The organism is Natronoarchaeum mannanilyticum (genome assembly GCF_039522665.1).
Lineage (GTDB): Archaea > Halobacteriota > Halobacteria > Halobacteriales > Natronoarchaeaceae > Natronoarchaeum > Natronoarchaeum mannanilyticum.
The window spans coordinates 192,204-217,828 of record NZ_BAAADV010000001.1; the positions used below are offsets into that span (position 1 = coordinate 192,204).

Genomic DNA, 25,625 nt, shown 5'->3' on the forward strand with positions numbered 1-25,625 from the left:
CCGCCGTCAGGCCTTCGGCCTGACGAGGATCGCCTCGCAATGCTCGGTTCACCGCCAGTCGTACCGCCGGACGGCCCGGTCGTGGCGCGTCGAGACGCCGTTGGGATTGCGGCGGGGCGTCTCGTCGGCCTTGCGCGCCCGGAGCCCCGCCGCGACGCCGCCGGTGAGCCCCGAAACCACCTCGCGGCCGGTCCCGAGCCAGGTCGTCGGGGTGACGTCGCCGCGCGTGACTTCGCGGGCGGCCGACACGGAATCCTTGAGCGCCGACGCGATCGTCGATCGGGCGACGGCGGGGCGCAGTCCGTAGTTCTTCGCGAGCTGGTAGGCCAGCGACCGGTATCGCGCGCCTAGATCGCGGTCGGGACGCCCGCCGTCGGCGCCGTACTCGCCGCGGACGCACATGTCGCCGTTCCAGACGACGTCGTACTCCATCGCGGCGAGCCGGTGGGAGGCGTCGCGAGCGCCTTCGGTTTCCAGGTACTCGTCGAACCCGTCGAGCGCCTCGACCGCCGCGCGATCGAGCGCGACGTTGTCGCCGCTGAAAAACGCGACGTCGCGACCGGCGACGGTGTCGGACGTCTCGCTCTCGGTAGTCACGCCCGCGCGCAGGGTCCGGTGGGTCGGCCCCGTGACGACGTCGGCGCCGGCGTCGAGCGACGCCGCGACGGCGTCGCGCCACGACGGCTCGATCGCGAGCTCGTCGTGGACGAAGGCGACGGCGTCGCCGGTGGCGACCTCTATTCCGGCGTTGCGGGAGACGTTGACGTTCCTGTCGGACAGTTCGACGAGCACGTCGACGTCGTCGCGCTCGCGAACCATCCCCGTGGTCCCGTCGGACGAGGGGCCGTTGACGACGATCACCTCGACGTCGGGGGCCCGCTCGGAGAGGGCGTCGAGACACCCGGAGAGCTGCTCCCGGGCGTTCAACGTCGGGACCACTACCGAGAGGTCCATACTCCCCGATACTTCCCGCAAACCATAAAAGCATCTCCACCGGCCGCGCCGGTCACTCTACGCTCGCGTGCCAGTAGGAAACCGACGCCGCGGCGTCGCCGCCCGGAGCGCCGCCGAGCGTCGTGTCCAGCGACCGAAGCGGGCTGGCGAGGACATTGGGAATCTTCCGGTAGAAGCCGTAGGGCAGGAGGAAGTCGTGGGAGTCCTCGACGAGTTCGAGCCCGGCGCCCTCGATCAGGGAGCCGACCTCCGAGCGGGAGTAGAGCCGCGATCCCATCGGGAGCGCCCAGTTGTACACGCTCCGCGCACTGTAGCGCTTGAACGTGTCGAACATCACCTGATCGCCGGAGACGCGTCTGATCTCTTCGAGGTAGGCCGCCGGCGTGTCCGCGAGGTGGAAAAACCGCATCGCGACGACGGCGTCGAACTCGTCGTCCTCGAAGGGGAGCCGCCCGGCGTCGCCGCGCAGGAACTCAACGGCGTCGCCGACGCCGCGTGCTCGGGCCTTCGCGCGGGCCTCCGAGAGCATCTCCGCCGAGATGTCCAGCCCGACGACGTTGGCGCCGCGTTCGGCGAGCATCACGGTGAACCGACCGGTACCGCAGGCGATCTCGAGGACGTCCTTGCCCTCGACGGGCCCGATCGCGTCCAGCACGGCCTCCTTCTCCCGGCGATCGATGAGCCGACCGCCCCGGGAGAAGCGCTTGTCGTCGTACTCTTGGGCGACGTCGGTCGCCTGATACCACTCCTGCCCTTTCACGCTGCGATTTGCTACCTGCCCCGGGGATAAAACGATACTGGAAACGATTCGTCACCTCGCGGACCGATCGACCGCGGCCGCGGCGTGCGCAAGGCCGACTCGTATCGCGCATCGAACCTCGACGATCTGCGAGTATCGTGCAGCTGCGTCGATCCCTCGGGACTCGCGGCACGCTGCGATACAATCGACCATTCGCCCACCGTCTCGGACGATAGTCTGAGTGGGCTGTCGGTTTAGGGCGGCTGCGTCCCGCTGGACCGATCTCGGAACGCCAAACTGGGCACATCCAGAAAATAGGTATGGCATATATACACTATATATTGTCTCAATTCATATGTCCTCCATATAGCCAAGTTTTACCAGCGGTGACGGACCACCGCTGAGTATGAGCACCACCACGGGCGAGGAACGCGCCGACAGAGTAGAAGAGCCCCTCTCCGACAGCGAGTACCGCGAGCGGCTTCGCGAACTGCCCCCCAGCGCCAAGCTGATCGCCAAGGTTCTCGAGACGGACGCGCCGCTCTCGCAGGGCCAGCTCGCCGAGGAGTCGCTGTTGCCCGACCGCACGGTCCGGTACGCGCTCAACCGCCTCGAGGAAGTCGGCCTCGTCGGTTCGCGCTACAGCTTCCGCGACGCCCGGAAGCAGGTCTACTTCCTGCACAACTGAGCCGGCCGTCCCGCCTCCGGCCGTCCGGCCTCCCACCACCTGCGCTCGCCGCCTTTTTTGCGGACCGGGCGGTACCCCCGCCCGATGGATCGGATCGCCGGCGTCCCGATTCCCGTCTCGGGACCCGCGCCGACGGGCTCGACCAACGCGTACGTTATCGGCCGATCGGACGCCTTGCTCGTGGATCCGGCCGACGAATCGGACGAACTCGAGCGGGCGCTCGACCGCCGGTCCCCCGCCGCGGTGCTGGCGACGCACGCTCACCCCGACCACGTCGGCGCGCTAGCGCACTACGCCGACGAGTACGACCTGGACGTGTACGCCCGATCGGGGTACGAGAAACGATTCGAGCGCGCGACCGGCGTGACGCCCGACGCCGGCGTGCGCGACGGGGACGTAGTCTCGGCCGGCGAATTCGGCGTCGACGTCACCTCGATGCCGGGACACGCCCCCGACCACGTCGCGCTGACGATCGACGGCGTCGACGCCACCTCGATGCCGGGACACGCCCCCGATCACGTCGCGCTGACGATCGACGGCGTCGACGCCACGCCGGGTGACGGCCGACAGGTGCCCACCGAGCGACGAGGCGCTCGCGTCCTGGTCGGCGATCTCGCCGTCGCCGAAGGAAGTGTGTTCGTCGGCCCACCGGACGGCGACATGCGCGGCTACCTCACCGCGCTTCGGCGTCTACACGCGCGAGCGCCCGGCGAACTGCTGCCGGGGCACGGCCCGGCGATCGACGACCCCAGGGCGGTCCTGGGCCGTTTGATCGCCCACCGGCTCGATCGCGAGCGGGCGGTGCTGGCCGCCGTCCGGAACGGACACGAGACGCCCGACGCCGTCGTCGACGCGGCGTACGAGAAGGACCTCTCGGGCGTCCGCGACCTCGCCCGGCGGGCCGTGATCGCCCACCTCGAAAAGCTCGCCGTCGAGAGCGCGGTCGAGTGGGATGGCGAGCGCGCCCGACCGGTCGGCGATCGTTGATCGCTCCCGCCCGCCCGACCGCCAGCGGTCCGATCGGCGCCCCGGTCGCCAGCGCGACGCTTTTCCCCGCTCGGGCGCTTCGTCCCGCTATGGAATCGCTCGAAGCCGAACTCGCCCGCGCCCGCGACCTCGACGTGGCCGACCTGGCCGACGCCATCGAGTCGATCGGCTTCGAGTGTACGCGCTGCGGCGCCTGCTGCAAGGCCGAGGACGACGACCCCCACACCGCGACCGTGTTCCCCGACGAAGTACGGGAGATCCAGTCCGCCGACGACGGCGAGTACGACTGGCGCGACGTCGCGCGCCCGATGCCGTACGGGCTCGAAGAGAAAGACGGCGAGGCGGCGGACGACGACGAGAGCGACGGCGACGCCGAGCCGGCGAACGGTGGCGCGGACGGCTCCGACGCCGACGGCGGCCACCTCACCGGCGAGACGTTCGAGTGGGCGCTCCAGACGACGGAGTGTGGCGACTGCACGTTCTACGAAGAAGCCGAGGACGGCACCGGCGCCTGTTCGGTCCACGATGACCGCCCGCTGATCTGCGCGACCTACCCCTTCAGCGTCGCGCTGGCGGGGACGAGCCAGCCGATGGGCGAGGCCGTCGACGAGGCGGGGATGGTCCGGGCCCACGAGTGCGAGGGGCTGGGCCGGGACATCTCGCGGACGGACGCCGAGGAGTTGGCGGCGACGCTTAAGGAGCGGGCGGTCAGAGAGCTAGAGGAGGCGATCGACGTCCGCGACGCCTACGCGCCGGTCGACGCCGAAGATCGCGTGGTGGTTCACGACTCGGAAGGTGCAAAATCGATAGACGGGGCGCCGATCGAAGAGTGATTCGGTCGCCGGAGCGGGTGCCCCGGTCGCGCACCGAGGACGGACGGGCGACGCCGCGACTCAGAAGGACTCCTCGATGACTTCGCCGACCGCGAAGTTCGACTTGACTTCCGTCACCTCGACTTTGACGCGCTCGCCGACTTCCGCCCCGGGGACGATGATCACGTACCCTCGCTCGACGCGGGCGATGCCGTCGCCCTGCTTGCCGATGTCCTCGATCTCGACGTAGCGCGTCTCGCCGATCTCCACCGGCGGTTGCGGTTCCGGCGGCGCCCCGGCGTTCTGCTCCTCGTCGGACTCCGCCTCGACCTCCCGCGAGATGAGCGCGACGCGGTAGGTATCGCCCGGGTCGATATCCCCAGTCTCGACCTCGCGACGGGGGATCTCGACGACGTAGTTGTCGTCGTCGGCTGATACCTCGGCGCTGAACAGACACAGCAGTTTATCAGATATCTCCAATGTCAGATACCTCCATTTTCTCCGTGGTAGTCATTCGTAATAGAACTGTCGACAGTTCGTACGCCGGTCACGGGCATCGACGCGCGAGCGACCTGCACCGGCGCTGAAGTGTTAGATTTCCATCCAATCGTCGCGGAGAGATGGCGCCGAGATCCGCCGTAACCCGTCGTCCCGTCCGAAAATACCGGCTGACCGATCAGTCCGCGCCGCCCGGCTGCCCGGCCGTCGCGAACGCCGACAGGTGCGACGACCTTTTTCCGGTTCGGGTGGCCTCGCTACGCATCGGCCACCACTCACCGCAAAAAGCTCGGCCAAAAAGGCTGCTCGTTCGCTGCGCTCACTCGCAGTTACGATCAGTCCGCCCCGCCGGTCCGCCCCGCAGTCGCGAACGCCGACAGATCGACGTCCGCATCTATCTCCTCGGGCGACTCGTACGGCCGATTCACTACGATGTCGCCCGCGCGCTGCTTGCCGATGCCCGGGATCGCGGTGAGCTCGTCCATCGAGGCGTCGTTGAGATCCAGCGGGTGGGGAACGCCGGTAACAGAGCGGAACCCGTGGTCGACGATCGCGACGTCAATCGTCCGACCGAGTTCGAGCTCGCCGGGGATGCCGACGAGCAGCGGGTAAGTGCCCAGCTGGCGGCCGAACGTCTTGCCGTCCTGGTGGTACTCCAGGTGGACGTCCGGAAGCCGGGTGCCCGGCGGCGCGAGGCGCTGGAGCATCGGGTTGTCGATCTCCTCGCGGACCTCGCGTTTGTACTGCTTGAACAGCTTCTTGTGGTCCTTGGCGATCTCGGCGCCGGTTTCGGACATGTCGGTGCCCGAAAAGGCCATCACCTGGCGGATGTTCACGCGGCGCAGCATCAGCCCCTCGTCGTACACGCGCTGGAGGAACCGCTTGTTGTGCTCGAACGTCTCCTCGGTCTCGCCCTTGAGCCCGTGGACGAGGTTGATGCCAGGGAGCAGTTTCGGGAGCCGATTCGCGGCGTCCGAACCCCAGGAGGGACCAGTTCCCGGTTCCTCGCCGGGGCGCCAGCCGCCCTCCTCGTTGACGATCCGCACCGCCTCGAGGCACTCGTCGGCGGTGACGTTGAGGTTGTTGTCGCTCATCACGTCCGGATCAGCGGATTCGAGGCCGAACGCGGCGGTGTCGCCGGGCGTGTTGTGCTCGGCGATGATCCGGATTCCTTCCCTGGCTTTCTCGGGCCACTTTACCACGGTGATCGGGTTCATGTTGTCGAGGTGGAGCGTCTCCAGGTCGGGCGCCACCTCGCGGATTCCGCCGTACAGCGTTCGCAGCGCGTCGGGATTCGGCGCCTCGCCGTCGCCGCCGTACGCGAGGATGTCGGCCTGTCGGCCGAGCCGGTAGTGTTTCACGCCGTGGTCCGAGAGCCGGTCGACCTCGTCGACGACGGACTCGGGCGGCCGGAACGAGGGGTTGCCGTACAGCGGCTCCGTACAGAACGAACAGCGGTACGGACAGCCCCGCGAGGTCTCCATCTCGGCGATCAGGTACTCGGGGTGGTTCGGGTGCTGTTCGACGACGAACGCCCCCTTCGCGGCCCAGCGGTCGACCTCCTCGACGTCGCGCATCCGGTCGCCGAACCCCTCCAGCCCGCTCTCGACGAGGTCGTAGGCGGCGGCCTCGACGTCGCCCTTCGCGACGAAGTCGTAGTCCAGGTCGTCCCGTTCGGTCTCGCTGGCGCCCTCGTTCTGGTCGCCGACGCCGAACTTGACGGGCCCACCCATCAGGCAGGTCCCTTTGGCGGTCCAGGCGATCTCGCGGACCTCGTCGGGTTCGGCGGGCGTGCCGCCGACGTACTTGCCGGGGACGGTCATCCCGCCGAGGTAGCAGGTCAGGTCGGCCTCGGCGACGTCGCGCCACTTCGAGCGGTCGTCCCGGAGCTCGTCGATCGTGTGGTAGGTGATCTGCGCTTTCGGGACGCCGGCGTCGACGAGCGCGCCGGCGGTAAAGCGCGGGTACGTGGAGATGTACGGCGGGACCCCGAAGTGGGCCGGCTCGTCGACGTAGCCGTCGACCAGCGTCACGTCGAGATTCGCGGGGTCGGTCATGGAGGCTCGTAGCCGCTCGACGGGGAAAACTGATGCGGATCGGCGGGCCCCGCGGTCGGCGCCGACGCCGCAATCGAACCGCCGTCACCGGCTGTTGCCAGTAGTTATATACGTCGCCGGTTGGACCCGCATAGCAGAATGTCAGAGGAGACTACGCGGCGGGAGCTGCTCGGCGCCGCCGGCGCGCTCGCCGCGACCGGCGCGGCGACGAGCGTCGCCGGATGTTTCGGCGGCGGCGAGGGCGGGAACGACGACGATGACGAGCAGGCGGATCCGCCGGCGTTCTCGCTCGACTCGTGGCTCGCCGCGCCGGGTGAGGTATCCGGCGGCGAGCACCACTCGGTCGAGTACTTTTCGTTCGAGGCGCTGCTGGCTGCCGAAAACTCGCTCGCCGAGGGCGCCTACTCCGAGCTGGTCGATCGGACCAACGGGAACGGCTCCGCGCCGTTTCCGCTGCCCTCCGCGGCCGGAAGCCCGATCGACACGTTCGACGAGTACGTCACGGTCGACAACAACAGCCAGCAGGTGCTGTACGGCGACCACCCCGCCGACGCGATCGGCGAGGGGCTCGTGGAGAACGTCGGCTTCGAGCGGGCGGGCGAGCACCGGGAGTTCGAACTGTTTCTCAGGGAAGTCCAGAACCAGTCCGCGAACGTCGCCATCGGCATCAGCGAGTTCGTGCTGCTGTGGGTCGAGACCGAGTCGCCCGTCGAGGGGCTCCGAACGCTCGCGGACACCCAGACCGACGAGACGCCGCTGTACGGCGACGAGAACGACGATCTCGGAGCGGTGCTGGATCACGTCGGCGACGGCGACCGGGTCCTCGCCCAGACGTCCGCCGAGCAGTCCGAAACCGACCTCGATGCGCCCGTCTTCGAGGGACAGGTCGGGTACGGGTACGCGCTGGACCTGGAGGGGGACCCGATCGACGAGACGTACGCGATCGTGTTCGCGGACGAATCCTCGGTCGACGTCGACGCCGTCGAGGAGTGGGTCGGCCAAAACGAGGGCGAGGACGGACGGTTTGCTCCGCACACTTCCGTGTCGACCGAGCAGGACGGCCGCTCGGTGCTGGTGACGGGATCGCGGGAGACCGCCGATCCCTTCGTCGAACTGTTCGATTAGCGGACACGCGGCCCGGACGACGCCGGCGCGGACGGCGTCGAAAAGCGACCCCCGATCGAACGCTCCGGACGCGATCCCTCCCGGCTATCTGACACTTGAGGGGAAAGGTAATTAACCTCCATCCTGTAACAGTGGGGCAAGAATGGACTCGATCGTAGACGAAGCCATCGACGAGGCCGAGAACGCGGCCGACGACGCTCCGGCCCACGACGACGGGGCGAGCGACGCCGGCGGGCCCTCCGGGAAAATGACCGACGACGAACTGAAAGACGTCCTCGAAGATCTCCAGACCAACATCACGGTCGTAGGTTGCGGGGGCGCCGGGGGGAACACCGTCAACCGGATGGCCGAGGAGGGGATCCACGGCGCCAAGCTCGTGGCCGCCAACACGGACGTCCAGCACCTCGTCGACGTCGAGGCCGACACGAAGATCCTCATGGGCGAGGAGAAGACCCGCGGCCGCGGCGCCGGATCGCTCCCCCAGGTCGGCGAGGAGGCCGCGATCGAGAGCCAGGAAGAGATCTACGACGCCGTCGACGGCTCCGACATGGTCTTCGTCACCGCCGGGCTCGGCGGCGGCACCGGCACGGGCAGCGCGCCCGTCGTCGCCAAGGCCGCCCGCGAGAGCGGCGCGCTGACGATCGCGATCGTCACGACGCCCTTTACCGCGGAGGGCGAGGTTCGGCGCACCAACGCCGAGGCCGGCCTCGAACGCCTGCGGGACGTCGCCGACACGGTCATCGTCGTCCCGAACGATCGCCTGCTCGACTCGGTGGGCAAGCTCCCCGTCCGCCAGGCGTTCAAGGTATCCGACGAAGTGCTGATGCGATCGGTCAAGGGCATCACCGAGCTGATCACCAAGCCCGGCCTCGTCAATCTGGACTTCGCCGACGTCCGCACCGTGATGGAGCGGGGCGGCGTCGCGATGATCGGCCTCGGCGAGTCCGATTCGGACGCCAAAGCGCAGGACTCGGTCAAGACCGCGCTGCGCTCGCCGCTGCTCGACGTCGACATCTCGGGCGCCAACAGCGCGCTCGTCAACGTCACCGGCGGCTCCGACATGTCCATCGAGGAAGCGGAGGGTGTCGTCGAGGAGATCTACGACCGGATCGACCCCGACGCGCGGATCATCTGGGGGACCTCGATCGACGAGCAGCTCGAGGGGTCCATGCGCACGATGATCGTCGTTACGGGCGTCGAGTCGCCCCAGATCTACGGTAGCAACACCGAGAGCCAGCAGGACCAGGAAGCCGCCGACCAGGTCGAGGACATCGACTACGTCGACTGATCGGCCACTCTCCCGTCGACGTCTTCTTCGATTTCTTCCGTCCGGAGCGACCGCGGCATCGCCGCAGTGCGCCGACGCCGCTCCGTTTTCGTCCAGTTTCGAGATCGAAACCCCGAGTCGATGGCCGCTGGTCCAGCGTTTAACCGTACGCTCGCCGAATGGTGACTCATGACAGACGTAGCAGTCGTCGGCGGCGGTCCCGCCGGCCTCAGCGCGGCACTGTTCACGGCGAAAAACGGCCTCGACACGGTCGTCTTCGACGGCGACGAGACGTGGATGCACAAGGCCCACCTGTTCAACTACCCCGGAATCGAGAGTATCGACGGATCGGAGTTCATGACGGTCACGCGCGAGCAGGTGGAGGACCACGGCGCGGACGTCCGCACCGACGAGGAGGCGACCGCGGTCGAGCAGTCCGACGACGGGTTCGCCGTCGAGACAGAGGACGGCGAGTACGACGCCGACTACGTCGTGCTGGCGACCGGCGCCGACCGATCACTGGCCGAGGAGATCGGCTGCGAGTTCAGCGACGACGACACGGTCGACGTGAACCTCTCGATGGAGACCAGCGTCGACGGCCTGTACGCGACCGGCGCGATGGTCCGGGCCGAAGAGTGGCAGGCGGTGATCGCGGCGGGCGACGGCGGCGCCGCCGCGCTGTCGATCCTCAGCGAGGAGAAAGGCGAGCACTACCACGACTTCGACGTGCCGGACGACGCGCCCTGACGCCGATCGGCGACCGGCCGCGAACGACGACGCAGTTTTTCGGGCAACGTGAGACACCAGAGCCAGCAACGCCAGTTTGACGAGCCCCCGGTCCGTCCCGGAACGCATGAACGAGAACGCGAGCAGACCTCCCGACGGCGACCGGACGCTGCGCGTCGGCGTCGACGTCGGCGGGACGTTCACCGACGTGGTGCTGGTCGACGCCGCGGCCGACGCGGCGTCCGGCGACGACGCCGACGCGGTCCCGAACGGCGGCCGGCTCGTCACCGCGAAAGTACCGACGACGGCCGACCAGAGCGAGGGTGTCATCGAGGGGATTCGGAAGGCCTGCCGAGCTATGGGGGTCGACCCCGCAGACATCGACCGGTTCCGCCACGCGACGACGGTGACGGTCAACGCGCTCCTGGAGGAAACCGGCGCCCGGACGGCGCTGGTGACGACCGAGGGGTTCCGCGACGTGCTGGCGATCCGCCGCCAGGATCGCCCGGCGCTGTACGACCTCGACGCCGCGCCGCCCGAGCCGGTCGTGCCGCGGCGCCGACGCTTCGAGGTCGACGAGCGAGCGACGCCCGAGGGAGTAGAGCGGCCGGTCGACGAGGACGCCGTGCGCGAACTGGCGGCGAAGCTCCGCGAGCGCGAGGTCGAGAGCGTCGCCGTCGCGTTCCTCCACGCGTACGCCGATCCCGAGAACGAGCGCCGCGCAGCCGAGATCCTCCGCGAGGAGCTCGACGTTCCCGTTTCAGCGAGCCGCGAGGTGCTCGCGGAGTTCCGGGAGTACGAGCGCACCGCCACGACGGCGCTGGACGCCTACGTCCGGCCGGTCGTCGACGAGTACCTCGAACGGCTCGTCGAGCGCGCCGACGCCGCGGGCGTGCCGGAACCTCGCGTCATGCAGTCCAACGGCGGCATCGCCGAGGCCGATCTCGTGCGCGAGCGGGCCGTCACCACCGCGCTCTCGGGACCGGCCGCTGGCGTCGTCGGCGCCGGAGAAATCGCGGAGCGAGCCCGCAACGACTCAGCGAACGGTGAAGACGGCGCGCTGGCCGACTACGACGGCGTCGTCACGTTCGACATGGGCGGCACCTCGACCGACGTGAGCCTCGTCCGCGAGGGATCGGCCGAGCGAACGACCGACGCCGAGATCGGCGGGCGCCCGATCGGGCTGCCCGTGGTCGACGTGACGACCGTCGGCGCCGGCGGCGGCAGCCTCGCGCGAGTCGACGCCGGCGGCGCGCTCCGGGTGGGTCCCGAATCGGCGGGCGCAGAGCCCGGTCCGGCGTGTTACGGTCGCGGCGGGACCGAGCCGACGGTCACGGACGCCGCGGTCGTACTGGGCTACGTCGGCGCCGACGCCGATCTGGGCGGGGAGCTGTCGATCGACGCCGACGCCGCCCACGAGGTTCTCGCCGACCTGGCCGACGAGGCGGGCCTGGAGGACGCCCTCGCCGCCGCCCGCGGCGTCCACGAGGTGGCGGTCGCCGCGACGACGCGGGCGATCCGCTCGGCGACCGTCGAGCGCGGCCTCGACCCCCGCGAGTTCGCGCTGACGGCCTTCGGCGGCGCCGGGCCGATGCACGCCGCGGCGCTGGCCGAGCAGCTGGGGATCGACGCCATGCTCGTCCCGCGGGCCTGCGGCGTCCTCTCGGCGTACGGCCTGCTCGCGGCCGACGAGATCCACGACGCCGCCCGGACCCACCGCGCGACGCTGTCGGTCGGGAACGCAGATAGGAAGGAAAACAGCGTCCCGGACGCCGACGGCGAGACCATCGAGAGTATCTACGCCGAACTCCGCGAGGACGTCCTGGCGTCGACGAGCGATCCCGGGGCGGCTCGGGTCGAGCGCTCGGCCGACCTCCGGTACGCCGGCCAGAGCTTCGAACTGGAGGTCGACGCCGGCGCGCCGGTCGATCCCGCCGCGCTCGCCGAGCGGTTCCACGCGGCCCACGAGCGCACTCGGGGCTACCGGATGGACGAGGCGGTCGAACTCGTCACGCTGCGATCCCGAGCCGTGGTGTCCGGGCCCGACCTCCCGGTCGGGGACGAGTCCGGCGGCGATCCCCTTCGCGGCGAGCGCGAGGTCGCGTTCGGCCAGGAGGGCGGGCGCGTCTCGACGCCGATCTACGATCGAGCGGGGCTCGATCCGGGGCGCGAGTTCGACGGCCCCGCGATCGTCGAGCAGGCCGAGAGCACGACGGTCGTCCCGCCGGACTGGCGCGCCGCGGTTCGCGCGGACGGAACCATGCTACTAACGAGAGGTGATCGTGATGAACGGTGACGCCGACGAACCGGCCGACGCGAGCGCCGACCTCGACCCCGTCGCGCTGGAGGTGCTGCGCAACCAGTTAGAGGGGATCGCCGACGAGATGGGCGAGGTGCTCGTGCGGGGCGCGTACTCCCCGAATATCAAGGAGCGCCGGGACTGCTCGACGGCGCTGTTCGACGCCGACGGCCGGCTGGTCGCGCAGGCCGAGCACATCCCGGTTCACCTCGGGGCGATGCCTGCAGCGGTCGAGGCCGTGCTCGACCGCGACCCGGCGCCGGGCGACGCGTTCGTGTTGAACGACCCCTACGCCGGCGGGACGCACCTGCCGGACGTGACGATGGTCTCGACGATCGACAGCGACGGCGAGATCCTGGGGTTCGCCGCCTCGCGGGCCCATCACGCCGACGTCGGGGGAATGGCGCCGGGCAGCATGCCGGCGGGCGCGACCGAGATCACGCAGGAGGGCGTCCGGATCCCGCCGGTTCGGCTGGTCGACGGCGGCGATCGGGTCGACGACGTGCTCGATCTGTTCCTCGCGAACGTCCGGAACCCCGAGCAGCGCCGGGCGGACCTGCGCGCCCAGCGCGCTGCCAACGACCGAGGCATCGAGCGCCTCGAAGAGCTCGCCGCCGAGCGCGGCGACGAGCGGCTTCGGGCGGCGTTCGACGCGGTGATCGACTACTCGCGCGAGCGGACGGTCGCCGAGATCGAGGCGCTGCCGGACGGCGAGTACCGCGCCCGAGACGCGCTAGAGGGCGACGGCGTCACCGAGGACCCAGTCGAAATCGCCGTGACGGTGACCGTCGACGGCGCCGCTCTCTCCGTGGACTTCGCCGGCACCGACGAGCAGGTCGCGGGCAACGTCAACGCGCCGCTGGCGGTCGCCCGGAGCGCCGTCTACTTCGCGGTGCGCTGCGCGACCGATCCCGACGTGCCGCCGAACGAGGGGTGCTACGACCCGATCTCGGTTTCGGCGCCCGAGGGGTCGGTGCTGAACCCCGAGCCGCCCGCGGCGGTGGTCGGGGGCAACGTCGAGACGAGCCAGCGCGTCGTCGACGTCGTGTTCGCCGCGCTGGCGGACGCCGCGCCCGAGCGCGTCCCGGCGGGCGGCCAGGGGACGATGAACAACCTCACGATCGGCGCCGGCGGGCGGGAGGGCTTTACCTACTACGAGACGATCGGCGGCGGCGCGGGCGGTCGACCGTCCGGCGACGGGCTCGACGGCGTCCAGGTCGGGATGACGAACACGCTGAACACGCCGGTCGAGGCCCTGGAGACCGAGTACCCCCTGCGCGTCGAGCGCTACGCGCTCCGGCCGGACAGCGGCGGCGCGGGCGAGCACCGCGGCGGACTCGGCCTCGTACGGTCGGTGCGCGTCCTCGCGGACGCCACCGTCTCGCTGCTGACCGAGCGGCGCCGGACCGCGCCGAGCGGCGTCGCCGGCGGCGAGGACGGGTTGCCCGGCCGAAACCTGATCGACGGCGAGCCGGTGCCGGCCAAGGCCACGCGGGAGGTCGACGCTGGGACGACGGTCACCGTCGAGACGCCGGGCGGCGGCGGGTACGGCGACTCGGGCGATCGACCGCCGGAGGCGATCGAGCGCGACGCCGCCGACGGGCTGGTCGATCGGGAGGAGTGAGTTCACGCCACACGATTGGCAGCCCGAGCGGTCGAACTGCTCGGGCTGCTTGTAGAAAGATAGAAAAAGCCCCATCTGCAAGGATCGGACAGAAACTATGGACGTTCCACTTGACCTCACGTCGTACGTGCGGGTGCTCAAGATGGCGAGCACGCCGGCGTGGGACGAGTTCTCACAGGTCGCCAAGATCGCCGGCGCCGGCATCCTGCTGATCGGGCTGGTCGGCTTCCTCATCGCATCCTTCATGTTCCACCTCGTGCCGCCCTACGAGGCGGGCTCGGTGATCGGACTGGCCGCGCCGCTGGGGGTCTAACAGCCGTGCCGATGTACGCCGTCAAGACGACCGCGAGCCAGGAGCGGACGGTCGCGGACATGATCATGAACCGCGAGGTCGACGACATCCACGCCGCCCTCGCGCCGGACTCGCTGACCAGCTACGTGATGGTCGAGGCCGAGGACGACGCCGTCCTCTCGCGGGTCCTCGAGGAGATTCCCCACGCCCGCGACATCGTCCCCGGCGAGAGCTCTATCTCGGAGGTCGAGCACTTCCTCTCGCCGACGCCGGACGTCGAGGGCATCGCGGAGGGCGACATCGTCGAGCTCATCGCCGGCCCGTTCAAGGGCGAGAAGGCCCAGGTCCAGCGCATCGACGAGGGCAAGGATCAGGTCACGGTGGAGCTCTACGAGGCGACCGTCCCGATTCCGGTCACCGTTCGAGGCGACCAGATCCGCGTGCTGGACTCGGAAGAGCGATAACGTAGAACGTCCGGCGGCGAAGCCGTCGGTTCGCTGCGAGCGAACGGAGTGAGCGAGCAGAGTTTTTCGCCCACGTTTTTGCGCCGAGCGGTAGCCGAGCGTAGCGAGGCTACCCGAGGTGGAAAAACGTGGTAGGGGAAAAGGTCGTATTTAGAGTTCGGCGTCGTTCAGCCGGTCGACGACCTCCTGGAGGTCGGCTTCGGCCTCGATCTCGTCTTTGATCTCCTCGCGCTGACGGACTTCCTCGGAGTCGGCGCCGTAGGCGCGGACGTACTCCGCGCGGGTGTGCTCGTTGAACGCGTGGCGGATCGCGAGGTAGCCGTCCGGGACGACAACGCCGCAGACTTTGCACTCGCGGCGCGTGTGCTCGTTCGTCTGGTGGACGACCGCGTCCTCGACCGCGTCGAAGGTCTCCCCGCAGTCGTCGATGCCGCAGGCCCAGGTCATCGTTGCCGATGCTTTCGCCGGCGATCCTAAAACTGTTCCGCCGCGGCGGCGGGAAACCGGTCGAGTCCGGCGACCGGTCCGGAATCAGAACCCATATTGTGACCTGTCGAGAATCCGAGCGCGTGAGTGAGGAGGGTTCCCGGGTCGACATGCACGTCAAGGTGCTCGACGACGGCGTCGTCGAGCGCTCGAAGGCCCGGGGGATCGACGTGCTGGTGTACGCGCCCCACTTCGAGCGACTGCCGACGATCCGGCAGCGTGCCGAGCGCCACAGCGACGGCGAGCTGCTGGTCGTTCCCGCCAGAGAGATCTTCGCCGAAGCCTGGCGTGAGCGCAAGCACGTCCTGGCGATCGGTCTCGACGACCCGGTTCCCGACTTCGTGACGCTGGAGGGTGCGATGGACGAGCTCCGGCGTCAGGACGCCGCCGCCGTCGTCCCGCATCCGGAGTTCCTGTCGGTCGGGATGTCACGGCACGACGTTCGACGGTACGCCGACGTCGTGGACGCCGTCGAGGTGTACAACCTCAAGCACTGGCCCCACCACACGCGCCGCGCCCGCCAGATCGCCGAATCGGTCGAGAAGCCGACGTTCGCGTCGTCGTACGCTCACATGCGCCGGACCGTCGGCGAGGCCTGGACGGAGTTCGATCGGGCGATCGACGACGAGCAGGACCTGATCGAGGCGCTCCGCGAGGGCGCACCGCGGGACGTCCACTGTCGTAGCGGCGTCGAGTACAGCCTGGCGTCGGCGGCCGAGTTCGCGCACCTGGGGTGGGAAAACTCCTGGAAGAAGGTCGATCGCATTTTGCTGTCCGGCCGGGAGCCGACGCATCCGCGACACGAAGCGTACGACGGTCGGTTCGACGACGTCGCGGTGTACTGAGCGGGCTCAGAGACCGACGGACTGGCGAGCCATGTCGACCGCACCGAGCGGCAGCCGGGAGACCACAAGCGCGATCAGCGCGAGCTCGGCGCCGGTCACGAGCGCGGTGACGATCGTCGCCCGTTCGCTGCTGACGTTGACGCCGATCGGGAGGCCGAACTCCTTCTTCCAGACCGGATAGAACAGCGCGATGCCGCGCTTGCTGCCCGCCACGTCGAGGACGTAGTGGGTCAGGATGCCGAGCCAGACGTACTGCAGGTTCCCGAAGTAGTAGGGGAAGGCGAGAAATCCGACGAGGATCGGCAGGTTGTGGAGCGTCTTCCGGTGCTTGCCGAAGGCGGTGTCGACGTCGGGGAACAAGGCGCCGAGTACGACGGGGGCACCCACCTCGAGGATTCGGAGAAACGTCGTCTCGTCGCCGGCCGGTTCGAGAATGTAGCCGAGACCGATGCTCAACAGCACGGCGTTCAGAACGTGACCTTCTTTGTTCATGAGATGAGGTAAGTACCCTCTCATGAGAACTCCCGATAGATGGTACTTTCCCTTGAGCTACAATCATTCGCCGAAGACAGATCAGACGTCGAAGCTATCCGGTGTCGCGATCTTCCCGATCACCCCGGCCGTTCGGCGGCCGTCTCGACTTCCGCGAACAGGTCCGCGAGCGCTCGTCGGACCGCTCGCTCTCGAATCTCCGCGCGGTCGCCGTCGAACTCGTAGCGCTCGACGGTCGCGTACGACGACTCGGATCCCCACGGCCCGGCGTACGCGACACCCACGTACACCGTGCCGACCGGCGTCTCCTCAGTGCCGCCGTCCGGTCCGGCGACGCCGGTGACGCCGACGCCCCAGGTCGTGTCCGACGTGTCGCGGACGCCGCGGGCCATCTGGCGCGCGACCGGTTCGCTGACGGCGCCGCGCTCGTCGAGGGCCTCGCGGGTGACGCCGAGCAACTGTCGCTTCGCCCCGTAGGCGTACGTGACCAGCGACCGGTCGAAGTAGTCGCTGGAGCCCGGCACCGAGGTCAGCTCGGCTCCGATCAGTCCGCCGGTGCAGGACTCGGCGACCGCCACGGTCGCGTCGGCGTCCCGCAGCGCGTCGCCGAGCCGCTGGACGATCGGCGCCTCCTCGCCCGGTCGGTCGGCGTGTTCGGCTGATTCCCCGGCGGCATCGTCGCCGCTTTCCGCCGCGCCGTCCTGGTTCGAGGCCATACCGAGTGGTCTCGCCGCGGCCGCTTGAATGTCGGGGCGCCGACCGGGGCGACGGCGACCGCGCCCCGCCGGCCGTTCGGTCCCGAAAGAATCACTGTGCCCGCCGCGCACCTGCCGGGTATGGACTACGAGCGGCCGCTGTTCTTCCGCGTCATGCAGTACGCGGCCCGGGCCGATCGCGACGTCGTCGGCATGGTCAGCGGCAACCCCGACTGGGAGCCGCCGGCCGCGCTCCGCGACGGGCTTCGGGCGTACGCCGACGCCGACCCCGAAGCGTTCCAGTACCCGCCCAGCGAGGGGCTGACGAAGCTGCGGGCCGAGATCGCCGAGCGCCGCGGCGTCGACGTCGATCGGGTGATCGTCACCAACGGCACCGGCGAGGCGAACTACCTCGCGATGGCGTCGGCGCTGGATCGGGGCGCGGGCGACGAGATACTGCTGACCGACCCCGTCTACCCCTACTACCCGGGCAAGACCGAACTGCTCGGCGGCACCCAGCGGTACGTCCCGGCCGACGAGGACGGCCAGCTCGACCCCGCTGCGGTCCGCGAACGGGCGAGCGAGGACACCGCGGCGATCCTGGTGAACACGCCGAACAACCCGACCGGCGCGGTGTACGACGAAGCGACGATGCGCGACCTCGTCGCGATCGCCGAGGCCAACGACGCGCTGCTGCTCAGCGACGAGGTGTACGACCACTTCGACTACTCTGGCCGGTTCGCCAGCGCGCTCGGCGTCGACTCCGAGCATCGGATCGTCACGAACGCGTTCTCGAAGTCGATGGCGATCACCGGCTTTCGCGTTGGCTACGCCGTCTTTCCCGAAGAGCTGGTCGACGCCGCCAAGACTCGCCACATGCTGGTCAACGTCGCTGGGAGCCGCCCGGCCCAGCAAGCTGTCCTGACGGCCCTGCAAGAGACCGATCCCGCCTACTACGAAGCCAACCGGGAACTGATGGCCGAGCGCGTCGAGACGTTCACCGCCGCGCTCGACGACGCCGGCGCGGAGTACACGACGCCCGACGGCGGCTTCTACGTGCTCGCGCGCTTCGAGGACTTCCCGGGCACGCTGGCAAACGTCGAGCGACTGATCGACGAGGCCGGCGTCGCGGGGATGCCGGGCGACGCCTTCGGCACGGCGCGCGAGGATTGGCTCCGGTTCGCGCTGGTAACGCCGCGCGTCGAGGAGGCCGCCGATCGGCTGGCGGAGTTTTTCGGATAGCGATCACTCGGAGTTGCCACCGACGTCGGCCGATTCGTCGCGGATGTCGCCTCCGACATTCAGCTCGTACAGCCGGCCGACGAGAACCAGCACGAACAGCAGATAGTGGACGAGAACGACGTACGAGAGGATCGCGAAGACGTCCATACTCACAAACGCCCGGTACAGAGCGCTCGAATAGTACAGATCTCCGACGTAGCGTACCGAGGAGCCGACGGCGGTCCGAAGCGAGAGGTCCAGAAGCCCGACGGCAACGTAGGCGATCCCGACGAGGATCACGTACCCGAGCACTGTCCGCAGTCGGGTGATGTCGTCGACGTCCGACCGATCCGACGCCGCCGTCGGGAGACCGGATAGAGCGACGAGCGACAGAACGGCAAATCCGGTTCCCGTCACGACGACCAGCAAGAAGTCTCTCGCGAAGTAGATCCAGTCCGGAGCGAGTAGTCCGTAGAAAACGCCCGCGAACACCGGGAACCCGATGAATACGAGATAGACGCGAGCCCGGGCCACGGCGCCGTCACCGCGAGCCTCGTCGACCAGCAGCTCGTAGTTGTGCTCCACGAGCCGCCCGACGGTTCGGAAGGCGTTCATCGATCCACCTCGCTCGTCGGCGATCGCCCGGCGTCGTCGACAGCCGCCCGATACAATCGCCCCACGACGACCAGCGCGAACAGGAGGTAGTGAACGAGCATCACGTGTGAGACGAGAGCGACGAGCCCCAGATCCACGGCCGCCCGAAAGAGAGCGCTCGAGTGGTACAGAGAACTACTGCTCATGAACGTGACCTCGAAGAACGAAACGAAGAGATAGCCGATCCCGGCGAGAACCAGATAGGCGAGAGCGGCGTGGAGTCGGGTCGTCACGTCCTCGTCGAGTCGGGCCGTCCGACTGACGGGGAGACTGTAAAGAAACACGGCCGAGAGGAGAGCAAATCCCGTGAGCACCGCGACTGCGAGAACGAATTCGTGGGCAAATCCACCCGGGTCCTGGTCCAGCACCCGGTACAGGATGCCGGCGACAACCGGACAGGCGACAAACACGAGCAAAACGAGCGCACGCGATGACCGTCCCTCCCCGCCGACCTCGTCGAACAACAGCTCGTAATTGTGCGCTACGAGTCGCCGAACGCTTTGGAAGACTCTCACCGGCTCACCTCGACGGATCGGCTCATCCCGTCGTCTCGTCTGATGGCCGATCGGCTCGTGTCCTTCGCTCGGTGGCGTCCGGCCGCGCTCGGCGACATCATCGTCTAGGCCGAATAACACGAGTTGCATATGGGTTTTGCGGTGGCGACGGTCTGCCAGCGAGCAGCACCGATGAGAACACATGTTTGAGGATCGGCATCAAATGCCTCCGTAGATGTCCAGCGTGGCGCCTCAGATCGCCGTCCTCGCCCTCACCGTCGTCGGGCTGGCCGTCGGCGCCCGGCTGTTCGTCGACGCCGCGGTCCGGTTCGCCCGGCGCTTCGGCCTCTCGGAGTTCGTCATCGGGCTGACGATCGTCGGGATCGGGACCTCCGCGCCCGAGTTGGTCGTCTCGGCCGACGCGGCGCTGATCGGCCGTGGCGACCTGGCGGTCGGTAACGTGATCGGGTCGAACATCTTCAACCTCGCGCTGATTCTCGGCGGCCTCGCGCTGTTCGGCGCGATCCCGGTCGACCGATCGGCGGTGCGCCGCGACGGCGCCGCGCTCGTGCTCGCGACGGCGATCGGCGGCGTCGTCCTGCTCGACGCGACGGTCGCCCGCGCGGAAGGAGTTGCGATGGTCGCCTGCATGGTCGCATACATCGCGTACCTGCTGGGTACCGGCGACGAGGCGGCGTCCGAACCGGGCGACGGGTCGAGCGCGTCGTCGACCGCCCGCAACGTGGCCGAATCGACACCGCCGGGCGGGCTGGCTCGCGGACCGACGCGATGGTCGCGGACCGCGGCCGAACTGGCCGCGGGGTTGGCGCTGGTGCTCGCCAGCGGCCACTTCATGGTCGAGTCGGCGTCGGCGCTCGCGCTGGCGGCCGGGATCTCCGAACTCGTCGTCGGCGAGACGATCGTCGCGGCGGGCACGTCGACGCCGGAACTCGCCGTCTCGCTCGTCGCGGTGCGCCGCGGGCGCGTCGGCGTCTCGGTCGGGAACATCCTCGGGAGCAACGTGTTCAACCTGCTCGGCATCCTCGGCGTCGCGGCGATCGTCCGACCGCTGGCGGCGAGTCCGGCGGTGCTGACGGGCGTCGCGTGGCTGGCGGCGATCACCGTCGCGGCCGTCGCGGCGCTGTGGACCGGCCGCCGGCTCTCACGTCCCGAGGGCGGGCTGCTCGCGCTCTCGGAACTGGTCCGGTGGGGCAGCGACCTGTTGTAACAAAGCTCGGATCGGCGAGCGACCGCGGCTGCGACTACGCGCCGTCGTCCGACGGACTCTGCCCCCGGTCGTACAGTAACCGGTCGGCGGCGTCCTCGACGGCGTTGGGAATCTCGTCGAACGTCGTGACGAACTCCTTGAGCAGCAGCGGATCGTCGACCCGCGGATCGTGGAACAACCGGTCGAGAAGTTCGTACTTGCGCTCGTCGCATTCGCGTTCGAGCGTCCGGACGCGTTGGCACCGGCCGCTGATCCGATCGCCCGATCGAAGCAGCATCTCTTCGTCGATGGCGTCGACGAACAGCTCAGTCGCTTTGCTAGTCGTGCGAGCCATATCCAGCAGTGCGCCGTCCACGGAGACGGGCAGGTCGGGACGGATCGCCGCCAGCTCTTTGGCGAAGCACTCCGCTCGGGAGACGATCCGATCCGCGTCGTCGAGCAACTGAAGCGTCCGGCCGGCGGACGAGCCCGCGGCGTCGGTCGTGACCAGTTCGTGTCGGAGTCCCCGCACCAGCGAGTCGCACCGCGATTCGATGGCGTCGATCCGGTCGACAGTTTCGGCGAACGCCTCGTCGTCCCGGCGATACTGGCTCATCAGCGTCGGCAGTAAGTTGACGCACTCTCGCACCGACTCGAAGAACGCCCGCAACCGCTCGTTGTCGTCCGTCACCCAGTCTTGCGATGCCATACGTTCGGACTGAACCCGGGATCGTAAACCGTTGCTATGAGCGGTGCGTGTCGCTCGGTAGCGGTACGTAGGCGACAGCCGGTGATCCCGACCGACGAGTACACAAGTCCCTGGCCGATACCCTCGGGCATGAACTCGCTGGACGTCGAGCCCGTCGATAACGTGGACGACGATACCGAGTACCTGCCGGATGACGAGCCGGACCGCTCCGACCAGGACGACGACCCCCGAATCGACGTCGGGGCGGTCGACGACCTCTCGCCGGACGCGCCCGACTACGTGCTGTACGGCGGGAAGGGCGGCGTCGGCAAGACGACGATGGCCGCGGCGACCGCGCTGACCAGCGCCGAGTCGGGCGCGGCGACGCTGGTCGTCTCGACCGACCCGGCGCACTCGCTGTCGGACACGTTCGAGACCGACATCTCGCCCCGCCCCGAGCGCATCCGCGAGGACGTGCCGCTGTGGGCCGCCGAGATCGACCCCGACGACGCGATGGCCGAGACCGCCTCGGCGTTCGGGATGGGCGGGCAGTCCGACGAGAGCGGCCGGTCGGGCGCCGACGACGCGACCGGCCAGGCGGATCCCTTCGGGACGGAGGGACAGGCCGGCGGTGCAGGACAGGCCGGCGGCGCGGGACAGGCCGGCGACACGGGCCCGATGGGCGGTGCCGGCGGCGGCCCGATGGGCGGTCTGGGCGAGATGCTCGGCGGCGACGGCCCGATGGACGCGCTGATGGGCGGTGCGATGCCGGGCGCCGACGAGGCCGCGGCGATGCAGCTGCTCGTCGAGTACATGGACGATCCGCGGTTCGATCGCGTCGTCGTCGACACGGCGCCGACCGGTCACACGCTGCGCCTGCTCGAACTGCCCGAGATCATGGACACGATGGTCGGCCGGATGGTCGCCTTTCGGGAGCGCATCGGCGGGATGGTCGACGGCATCAAGGGGATGTTCGGCGGGCAGGATCCGACCGACGAGGAGGGGATCGACGACCTCCGCGAGCTCCAGGATCGCATCGAGAAGCTCCGCGGGACGCTGCGAGACCCCGCCAAGACCGACTTCCGCGTCGTGATGGTGCCCGAGGAGATGAGCGTCGTCGAGAGCCAGCGGCTCGTGAGCCAACTCGACGAGTTCGAGATCCCCGTCGGAACGGTCGTCGTCAACAAGGTGATGGAGAACCTCGCCGACGTGACCGACGACGTCGACACCTCGCAGTTCGTCTCGCCGAATCTGGAGTCCTGCGAGTTCTGCCAGCGCCGCTGGGACGTCCAGCAGGACGCGCTGGCGTCCGCGCAGGACCTGTTCCGCGGCCACGACATCAAGCGCGTTCCGCTATTCGCCGACGAAGTTCGGGGCGAGCGAATGTTGCGGATCGTCGCGCGCTGTCTCGATTAGGGCGAACCCACTCAGACGAGCCGTCGGACGACGCCGTACAGCCGGTCGCGCACCGAGTCCGGGAGGAAGCGGGCGTAGTCGCCGTACTTCGCGACCGGGCCGACCGGATACCGCGCGGGCGGCGAGGTCCGGGTCGCCGAGTCGAGGATGGCTTCCGCGACCGTCTCGGCGGACACGGCGCCGACGCCGCCCCCGCCGAGGATCTGGGTGTCTTCCATCACGTCGTAGAACCACTCGTAGGCGCCCGACCGCTCGGTGTTCGACTCCGCGGCGTCGACCACCCGGTCCTCGAACTGCGTGTCGACCGGACCGGGTTCGATCACCACCACGTCCACGCCGAAGGGATCGAGTTCGGCCCGGAGCGCGTCGCTGATCGCCTCCAGCGCGAACTTCGAGCCGCTGTAGACGCCGCTGCCGGGGTAGGACAGACGGCCGGCGACGCTGGAGACGTTGATTATCGTCCCCGTCTTGCGCTCGCGCATGTGTGGCGCGACGGCGCGGATCAGTCGATGAGGGCCGTAGACGTTCACGTCGAACTGCTCGTGGACGACCTCGGTCGGGAGTTCCTCGACCGGGCCCATCTGTCCGTAGCCCGCGTTGTTCACGAGACAGTCCACGCGGCCCGTCTCGGAGATGACGCGCTCGACGACCGATCGACACTGGTGTTCGTCCGTCACGTCCAACTCGGCCGTCTCGCAGCCCGCTTCGTCGAGCGCGGCGATGTCCTCGACGTCGCGGGCGGTGGCGTACACCGTCCAGCCGTCGTCGAGGAACGCCAGCGCGCTCTCGCGTCCGATCCCCGAGGAGCAGCCGGTGATCAGGACGGTCTTGCGGACGCTCTCTCCCGACCGGCGCTCCTCGCCGGTCGTCTCGTCGGATTCCGTGTCGGCCATACTGAAACGTTCAGGGCCCGAGCAAAAAAGCGTGTGCGAAACGGCGACGACGGTCGTGGTTGTTGCAGGCCGTACTCAGGCGTCGAGCAGCGACTTCGCCTCCTCGGCGTAGGCGTCGGCGCGCCGCGTGGGTTCGGGGAGTTTGTAGCCGCTGGTCAGCGCCAGCACGAGGTCGGTCGCGGCGTCGGCGTCGACGCGGTGGCCGGGGCTGACGATCAGCGGGTTGATCGACTGACTGCCGGACTCGTACTGGCGCGTCTGGACGGCGTGGCCGATGACGGTGCCGTTCGGCGCCGTGACGTCGGCGTCCGATTCGATCGGGACGCGGGCGCCCTCCACCAGATCGTCCGTGGCGTCGACCGGCGTGCCACAGAGCAGGCTCTTGGCGACGCCGACGCTGGGCACGTCGAAGACGACGCCCATGTGGGTCGCGATGCCGGCCTCGCGAAAGTGGATCCGGCCGCTCCCGTCGAACAGGACGAGATCCGGTTCGGCGCTCAACTCCTCGAAGGCGTCGACGATCGGCCCGCCCTCGCGAAAGGACAGCAGGCCCGGAATGTAAGGGATCGACAGGTCGGTGACGGCGTAGACCTGCTCGACGACCTCGCCGCCCCGCGAGACGACGATCGCGCTGATCGCCCGGTCGTCGAGAAAGGACTGGTCGACGCCGGCGACCAGCGGCGGTTCCTCACCAGGCATCGAGAGCGGCCCCTCGGTGATGACGGCTGGGTCGAAGGAGAGGTCGTTCTCAAAGACTGCCTCGTCAGCGATCTCGCGCTGGAGCGACTCCATCTCCTCGCGGGAGAGCCCGGGGTCGGGAAGCAGGTCGGGGCGTTTGACTGAAACCATGAGTGGCGAATAAAATCGGCTGCTGGGCGTCAGAATCGGCCGCGTCCGGGGCCGCCGGGGCCGCCGGGGCCGCCGGGGCCGCCCGGGCCGCCACCGCCGCCGAATCGCACCTGATTCGGCGTCCTGATCTCGTTTTTCACGCGGCTGCCGTACAGCAAGCCGATCGCCAGCCCGATCAGGTGTGCGAGGTGGCCGACGCCGGGAGCGATCCCGGCGCCGATTCCCAGCACCGAGTAGCCTGCGTAGAACACGGTGAGCACCCAGACCGGCACCGGAAGCACCATCCAGATGTACACCTTCAGGTCGGGGTTCAGGATCGTCAGGACGCCCATCAGGGCGAGCGCGGCGCCGCTGGCGCCGAGGCCGAACGAAACCTCCCCCATCGCGAGCGCGATGAGGGTCTGGCCCAGCCCGGCGAGGACGCCGCTGACGATGAACAGGATCGCGAAGTCGCGCGAGCCGATGTAGTCCTCGACCAGCCGGCCGAAGAAGTAGATGATGATGCTATTGATCGCGATGTGGCCGAAGCCGCCGTGGGCGAACACCGAGATCACCCACGTCCAGACGTACTCGATGTGGATCGTGTTCACCGAGAACACGGCGGGCCAGTATCTGCTGACGTTCAGCGTCGCTTCGGCGACCAACTGCGCCATGAACGTCAGCCACATCAGCACGAGGAACACGAACGTCATGTTCCCGCGGAAGTAGCCCAGCGGGCCGCCGGGGCCGGTGTCGATACCGATCCGATCGGCGATGCTCTTCGACCGCCCGCCCTGGTTCTGGACGCTGTCGTCGAAGCCGCTGTCGAAGACGCCGTCCGGGTCGTTCCACTGGTCCAGCCCCGGACAGTCGTGATTCTCGGGTAGGCGGTGTTTCGAGCAGAACGTGCCGCCGCACTGGTTGCAGTTGTACGGCATATTCTCGTCCCGCCCACACTGGTCACACGTCGCCATTTGTCGAGGGTTCGGGGGGAGGTCCAAAGGGGCTTGCGGTCCGCTGTGGTATTTTCCGGGGCTTCGGCTCGAGGAACGAGCGACCTGTCGGCGGGTCCCGTCGAGGTTCTCGGCCGTCGGATCGAACGGATTCACCTCGACCAGAGTCGGCCCGTTCGCGATACCTGCGGCGGATATCCGTATCACGTTCGGAGAGTGCG

At 68.9% G+C, this 25,625-nt stretch carries 27 protein-coding genes; 14 read left to right on the plus strand and 13 right to left on the minus strand.

The genetic code is table 11. The annotated features are described in order from the left end of the window. Positions 1-48: 48 nt before the first annotated feature. Positions 49-954 carry a glycosyltransferase family 2 protein gene (locus ABDZ81_RS01010; RefSeq protein WP_343771946.1) on the minus strand — a complete coding sequence of 302 codons (906 nt, stop codon included), beginning with the start codon at positions 952-954 and terminating at the stop codon, positions 49-51. Positions 955-1,006: 52 nt separating this feature from the next. After that, positions 1,007-1,714, minus strand: a complete 708-nt coding sequence (locus tag ABDZ81_RS01015; protein ID WP_343771947.1) for a class I SAM-dependent methyltransferase — start codon at positions 1,712-1,714, stop codon at positions 1,007-1,009. A 385-nt stretch (positions 1,715-2,099) separates the two neighbouring features. On the opposite strand from ABDZ81_RS01015, the gene ABDZ81_RS01020 reads away from it, so the two are divergent. The 3 genes from ABDZ81_RS01020 (at position 2,100) to ABDZ81_RS01030 (ending at position 4,201) form a co-directional block, all read left to right on the plus strand. After that, positions 2,100-2,381, plus strand: a complete 282-nt coding sequence (locus tag ABDZ81_RS01020; RefSeq protein WP_343771948.1) for a MarR family transcriptional regulator — start codon at positions 2,100-2,102, stop codon at positions 2,379-2,381. A gap of 84 nt (positions 2,382-2,465) precedes the next feature. Beyond that, positions 2,466-3,368, plus strand: a complete 903-nt coding sequence (locus ABDZ81_RS01025) for an MBL fold metallo-hydrolase (RefSeq protein WP_343771949.1) — start codon at positions 2,466-2,468, stop codon at positions 3,366-3,368. An 89-nt stretch (positions 3,369-3,457) separates the two neighbouring features. Then, positions 3,458-4,201, plus strand: a complete 744-nt coding sequence (locus ABDZ81_RS01030) for a YkgJ family cysteine cluster protein (protein ID WP_343771950.1) — start codon at positions 3,458-3,460, stop codon at positions 4,199-4,201. Between the two features lie 60 nt (positions 4,202-4,261). Here ABDZ81_RS01030 and ABDZ81_RS01035 read toward each other — a convergent pair whose 3' ends face one another. Then, the gene (locus tag ABDZ81_RS01035; protein ID WP_343771951.1) at positions 4,262-4,660 is read right to left on the minus strand and encodes a TRAM domain-containing protein; all 399 of its coding nucleotides are present in this window, start codon (positions 4,658-4,660) and stop codon (positions 4,262-4,264) included. Between the two features lie 353 nt (positions 4,661-5,013). Beyond that, positions 5,014-6,735: a radical SAM protein gene (locus ABDZ81_RS01040; protein WP_343771952.1), complete on the minus strand. Its 1,722-nt coding sequence runs from the start codon at positions 6,733-6,735 to the stop codon at positions 5,014-5,016. A 138-nt stretch (positions 6,736-6,873) separates the two neighbouring features. Here ABDZ81_RS01040 and ABDZ81_RS01045 point away from each other — a divergent pair, with 138 nt between their 5' ends. From ABDZ81_RS01045 to ABDZ81_RS01075, 7 genes are all read left to right on the plus strand, one after another. Beyond that, positions 6,874-7,860, plus strand: a complete 987-nt coding sequence (locus ABDZ81_RS01045) for a hypothetical protein (protein WP_343771954.1) — start codon at positions 6,874-6,876, stop codon at positions 7,858-7,860. A gap of 142 nt (positions 7,861-8,002) precedes the next feature. Continuing rightward, positions 8,003-9,148: a cell division protein FtsZ gene (gene ftsZ / locus ABDZ81_RS01050; RefSeq protein WP_343771955.1), complete on the plus strand. Its 1,146-nt coding sequence runs from the start codon at positions 8,003-8,005 to the stop codon at positions 9,146-9,148. Between the two features lie 168 nt (positions 9,149-9,316). Continuing rightward, positions 9,317-9,874: an NAD(P)/FAD-dependent oxidoreductase gene (locus tag ABDZ81_RS01055; protein ID WP_343771956.1), complete on the plus strand. Its 558-nt coding sequence runs from the start codon at positions 9,317-9,319 to the stop codon at positions 9,872-9,874. 106 nt (positions 9,875-9,980) lie between these two features. After that, positions 9,981-12,149 carry a hydantoinase/oxoprolinase family protein gene (locus ABDZ81_RS01060; RefSeq protein ID WP_343771957.1) on the plus strand — a complete coding sequence of 723 codons (2,169 nt, stop codon included), beginning with the start codon at positions 9,981-9,983 and terminating at the stop codon, positions 12,147-12,149. Continuing rightward, the gene (locus ABDZ81_RS01065; RefSeq protein ID WP_343771958.1) at positions 12,139-13,776 is read left to right on the plus strand and encodes a hydantoinase B/oxoprolinase family protein; all 1,638 of its coding nucleotides are present in this window, start codon (positions 12,139-12,141) and stop codon (positions 13,774-13,776) included. The genes ABDZ81_RS01060 and ABDZ81_RS01065 overlap by 11 nt, the downstream gene beginning before the upstream one ends. Before the next feature lie 97 nt (positions 13,777-13,873). Beyond that, complete coding sequence (locus tag ABDZ81_RS01070; protein ID WP_343771959.1) at positions 13,874-14,089, plus strand: protein translocase SEC61 complex subunit gamma; 216 nt, start codon at positions 13,874-13,876, stop codon at positions 14,087-14,089. Positions 14,090-14,094: 5 nt separating this feature from the next. Continuing rightward, positions 14,095-14,532: a transcription elongation factor Spt5 gene (locus tag ABDZ81_RS01075; RefSeq protein WP_343771960.1), complete on the plus strand. Its 438-nt coding sequence runs from the start codon at positions 14,095-14,097 to the stop codon at positions 14,530-14,532. A 150-nt stretch (positions 14,533-14,682) separates the two neighbouring features. Here the strand turns inward: ABDZ81_RS01075 and ABDZ81_RS01080 are convergent, their stop codons facing one another. Continuing rightward, positions 14,683-14,979, minus strand: coding sequence for a DUF7565 family protein (locus tag ABDZ81_RS01080; RefSeq protein ID WP_343771961.1), 297 nt, complete (start codon positions 14,977-14,979; stop codon positions 14,683-14,685). Between the two features lie 149 nt (positions 14,980-15,128). On the opposite strand from ABDZ81_RS01080, the gene ABDZ81_RS01085 reads away from it, so the two are divergent. Next, positions 15,129-15,863, plus strand: coding sequence for a PHP-associated domain-containing protein (locus ABDZ81_RS01085; protein WP_343773347.1), 735 nt, complete (start codon positions 15,129-15,131; stop codon positions 15,861-15,863). A 6-nt stretch (positions 15,864-15,869) separates the two neighbouring features. Here ABDZ81_RS01085 and ABDZ81_RS01090 read toward each other — a convergent pair whose 3' ends face one another. Together ABDZ81_RS01090 and ABDZ81_RS01095 are read right to left on the minus strand one after the other, a co-directional pair. Continuing rightward, entirely contained in the window at positions 15,870-16,355 is a 486-nt protein-coding gene (locus ABDZ81_RS01090) for a metal-dependent hydrolase (RefSeq protein ID WP_343771962.1), read from the minus strand. Between the two features lie 119 nt (positions 16,356-16,474). After that, a complete protein-coding gene (locus ABDZ81_RS01095; protein ID WP_343771963.1) occupies positions 16,475-17,071 on the minus strand; it encodes a CinA family protein in 597 nt (198 codons plus the stop codon). A 120-nt stretch (positions 17,072-17,191) separates the two neighbouring features. Between ABDZ81_RS01095 and ABDZ81_RS01100 the strand changes: the two genes are divergently transcribed. Beyond that, positions 17,192-18,292 (plus strand): pyridoxal phosphate-dependent aminotransferase, encoded by a 1,101-nt coding sequence (locus ABDZ81_RS01100; protein ID WP_343771964.1) that lies wholly within the window; start codon positions 17,192-17,194, stop codon positions 18,290-18,292. Positions 18,293-18,295: 3 nt separating this feature from the next. Here the strand turns inward: ABDZ81_RS01100 and ABDZ81_RS01105 are convergent, their stop codons facing one another. Continuing rightward, a complete protein-coding gene (locus tag ABDZ81_RS01105; protein ID WP_343771965.1) occupies positions 18,296-18,886 on the minus strand; it encodes a hypothetical protein in 591 nt (196 codons plus the stop codon). Further along, positions 18,883-19,569, minus strand: a complete 687-nt coding sequence (locus tag ABDZ81_RS01110; protein WP_343771966.1) for a hypothetical protein — start codon at positions 19,567-19,569, stop codon at positions 18,883-18,885. Before ABDZ81_RS01110 ends, ABDZ81_RS01105 begins: the two co-directional genes overlap by 4 nt. Positions 19,570-19,654: 85 nt before the next feature. Here ABDZ81_RS01110 and ABDZ81_RS01115 point away from each other — a divergent pair, with 85 nt between their 5' ends. Further along, positions 19,655-20,647, plus strand: a complete 993-nt coding sequence (locus tag ABDZ81_RS01115; protein WP_343771967.1) for a sodium:calcium antiporter — start codon at positions 19,655-19,657, stop codon at positions 20,645-20,647. 34 nt (positions 20,648-20,681) lie between these two features. Here the strand turns inward: ABDZ81_RS01115 and ABDZ81_RS01120 are convergent, their stop codons facing one another. Further along, complete coding sequence (locus ABDZ81_RS01120) at positions 20,682-21,335, minus strand: DUF47 domain-containing protein (RefSeq protein ID WP_343771968.1); 654 nt, start codon at positions 21,333-21,335, stop codon at positions 20,682-20,684. Positions 21,336-21,464: 129 nt separating this feature from the next. Between ABDZ81_RS01120 and ABDZ81_RS01125 the strand changes: the two genes are divergently transcribed. Beyond that, positions 21,465-22,730, plus strand: coding sequence for an ArsA family ATPase (locus ABDZ81_RS01125; RefSeq protein ID WP_343771969.1), 1,266 nt, complete (start codon positions 21,465-21,467; stop codon positions 22,728-22,730). Positions 22,731-22,741: 11 nt separating this feature from the next. On the opposite strand, the gene ABDZ81_RS01130 is transcribed toward ABDZ81_RS01125, so the two are convergent. The 3 genes from ABDZ81_RS01130 to ABDZ81_RS01140 all read right to left on the minus strand — a co-directional run bounded on the left by ABDZ81_RS01130 (position 22,742) and on the right by ABDZ81_RS01140 (position 25,425). Next, entirely contained in the window at positions 22,742-23,623 is an 882-nt protein-coding gene (locus tag ABDZ81_RS01130; protein WP_343771970.1) for an SDR family oxidoreductase, read from the minus strand. A gap of 75 nt (positions 23,624-23,698) precedes the next feature. Then, on the minus strand, positions 23,699-24,472 hold the full coding sequence (locus ABDZ81_RS01135; protein ID WP_343771971.1) for an endonuclease V: 774 nt from the start codon (positions 24,470-24,472) through the stop codon (positions 23,699-23,701). 29 nt (positions 24,473-24,501) lie between these two features. Next, positions 24,502-25,425, minus strand: coding sequence for a rhomboid family intramembrane serine protease (locus ABDZ81_RS01140; RefSeq protein ID WP_343771972.1), 924 nt, complete (start codon positions 25,423-25,425; stop codon positions 24,502-24,504). Positions 25,426-25,625: the final 200 nt, after the last annotated feature.

Coding starts and splice junctions, on each gene's coding strand:
- ABDZ81_RS01135 (WP_343771971.1), bottom strand. CDS start 24,472: ATGGTTTCAGTCAAACGCCCCGACCTGCTTCCCGACCCCGGGCTCTCC.
- ABDZ81_RS01095 (WP_343771963.1), bottom strand. CDS start 17,071: ATGGCCTCGAACCAGGACGGCGCGGCGGAAAGCGGCGACGATGCCGCC.
- ABDZ81_RS01115 (WP_343771967.1), top strand. CDS start 19,655: ATGTCCAGCGTGGCGCCTCAGATCGCCGTCCTCGCCCTCACCGTCGTC.
- ABDZ81_RS01085 (WP_343773347.1), top strand. CDS start 15,129: ATGCACGTCAAGGTGCTCGACGACGGCGTCGTCGAGCGCTCGAAGGCC.
- ABDZ81_RS01025 (WP_343771949.1), top strand. CDS start 2,466: ATGGATCGGATCGCCGGCGTCCCGATTCCCGTCTCGGGACCCGCGCCG.
- ftsZ (WP_343771955.1), top strand. CDS start 8,003: ATGGACTCGATCGTAGACGAAGCCATCGACGAGGCCGAGAACGCGGCC.
- ABDZ81_RS01070 (WP_343771959.1), top strand. CDS start 13,874: ATGGACGTTCCACTTGACCTCACGTCGTACGTGCGGGTGCTCAAGATG.
- ABDZ81_RS01010 (WP_343771946.1), bottom strand. CDS start 954: ATGGACCTCTCGGTAGTGGTCCCGACGTTGAACGCCCGGGAGCAGCTC.
- ABDZ81_RS01090 (WP_343771962.1), bottom strand. CDS start 16,355: ATGAACAAAGAAGGTCACGTTCTGAACGCCGTGCTGTTGAGCATCGGT.
- ABDZ81_RS01030 (WP_343771950.1), top strand. CDS start 3,458: ATGGAATCGCTCGAAGCCGAACTCGCCCGCGCCCGCGACCTCGACGTG.
- ABDZ81_RS01105 (WP_343771965.1), bottom strand. CDS start 18,886: ATGAACGCCTTCCGAACCGTCGGGCGGCTCGTGGAGCACAACTACGAG.
- ABDZ81_RS01080 (WP_343771961.1), bottom strand. CDS start 14,979: ATGACCTGGGCCTGCGGCATCGACGACTGCGGGGAGACCTTCGACGCG.
- ABDZ81_RS01055 (WP_343771956.1), top strand. CDS start 9,317: ATGACAGACGTAGCAGTCGTCGGCGGCGGTCCCGCCGGCCTCAGCGCG.
- ABDZ81_RS01065 (WP_343771958.1), top strand. CDS start 12,139: ATGAACGGTGACGCCGACGAACCGGCCGACGCGAGCGCCGACCTCGAC.
- ABDZ81_RS01140 (WP_343771972.1), bottom strand. CDS start 25,425: ATGGCGACGTGTGACCAGTGTGGGCGGGACGAGAATATGCCGTACAAC.
- ABDZ81_RS01020 (WP_343771948.1), top strand. CDS start 2,100: ATGAGCACCACCACGGGCGAGGAACGCGCCGACAGAGTAGAAGAGCCC.
- ABDZ81_RS01045 (WP_343771954.1), top strand. CDS start 6,874: ATGTCAGAGGAGACTACGCGGCGGGAGCTGCTCGGCGCCGCCGGCGCG.
- ABDZ81_RS01130 (WP_343771970.1), bottom strand. CDS start 23,623: ATGGCCGACACGGAATCCGACGAGACGACCGGCGAGGAGCGCCGGTCG.
- ABDZ81_RS01060 (WP_343771957.1), top strand. CDS start 9,981: ATGAACGAGAACGCGAGCAGACCTCCCGACGGCGACCGGACGCTGCGC.
- ABDZ81_RS01125 (WP_343771969.1), top strand. CDS start 21,465: ATGAACTCGCTGGACGTCGAGCCCGTCGATAACGTGGACGACGATACC.
- ABDZ81_RS01120 (WP_343771968.1), bottom strand. CDS start 21,335: ATGGCATCGCAAGACTGGGTGACGGACGACAACGAGCGGTTGCGGGCG.
- ABDZ81_RS01040 (WP_343771952.1), bottom strand. CDS start 6,735: ATGACCGACCCCGCGAATCTCGACGTGACGCTGGTCGACGGCTACGTC.
- ABDZ81_RS01110 (WP_343771966.1), bottom strand. CDS start 19,569: ATGCAACTCGTGTTATTCGGCCTAGACGATGATGTCGCCGAGCGCGGC.
- ABDZ81_RS01100 (WP_343771964.1), top strand. CDS start 17,192: ATGGACTACGAGCGGCCGCTGTTCTTCCGCGTCATGCAGTACGCGGCC.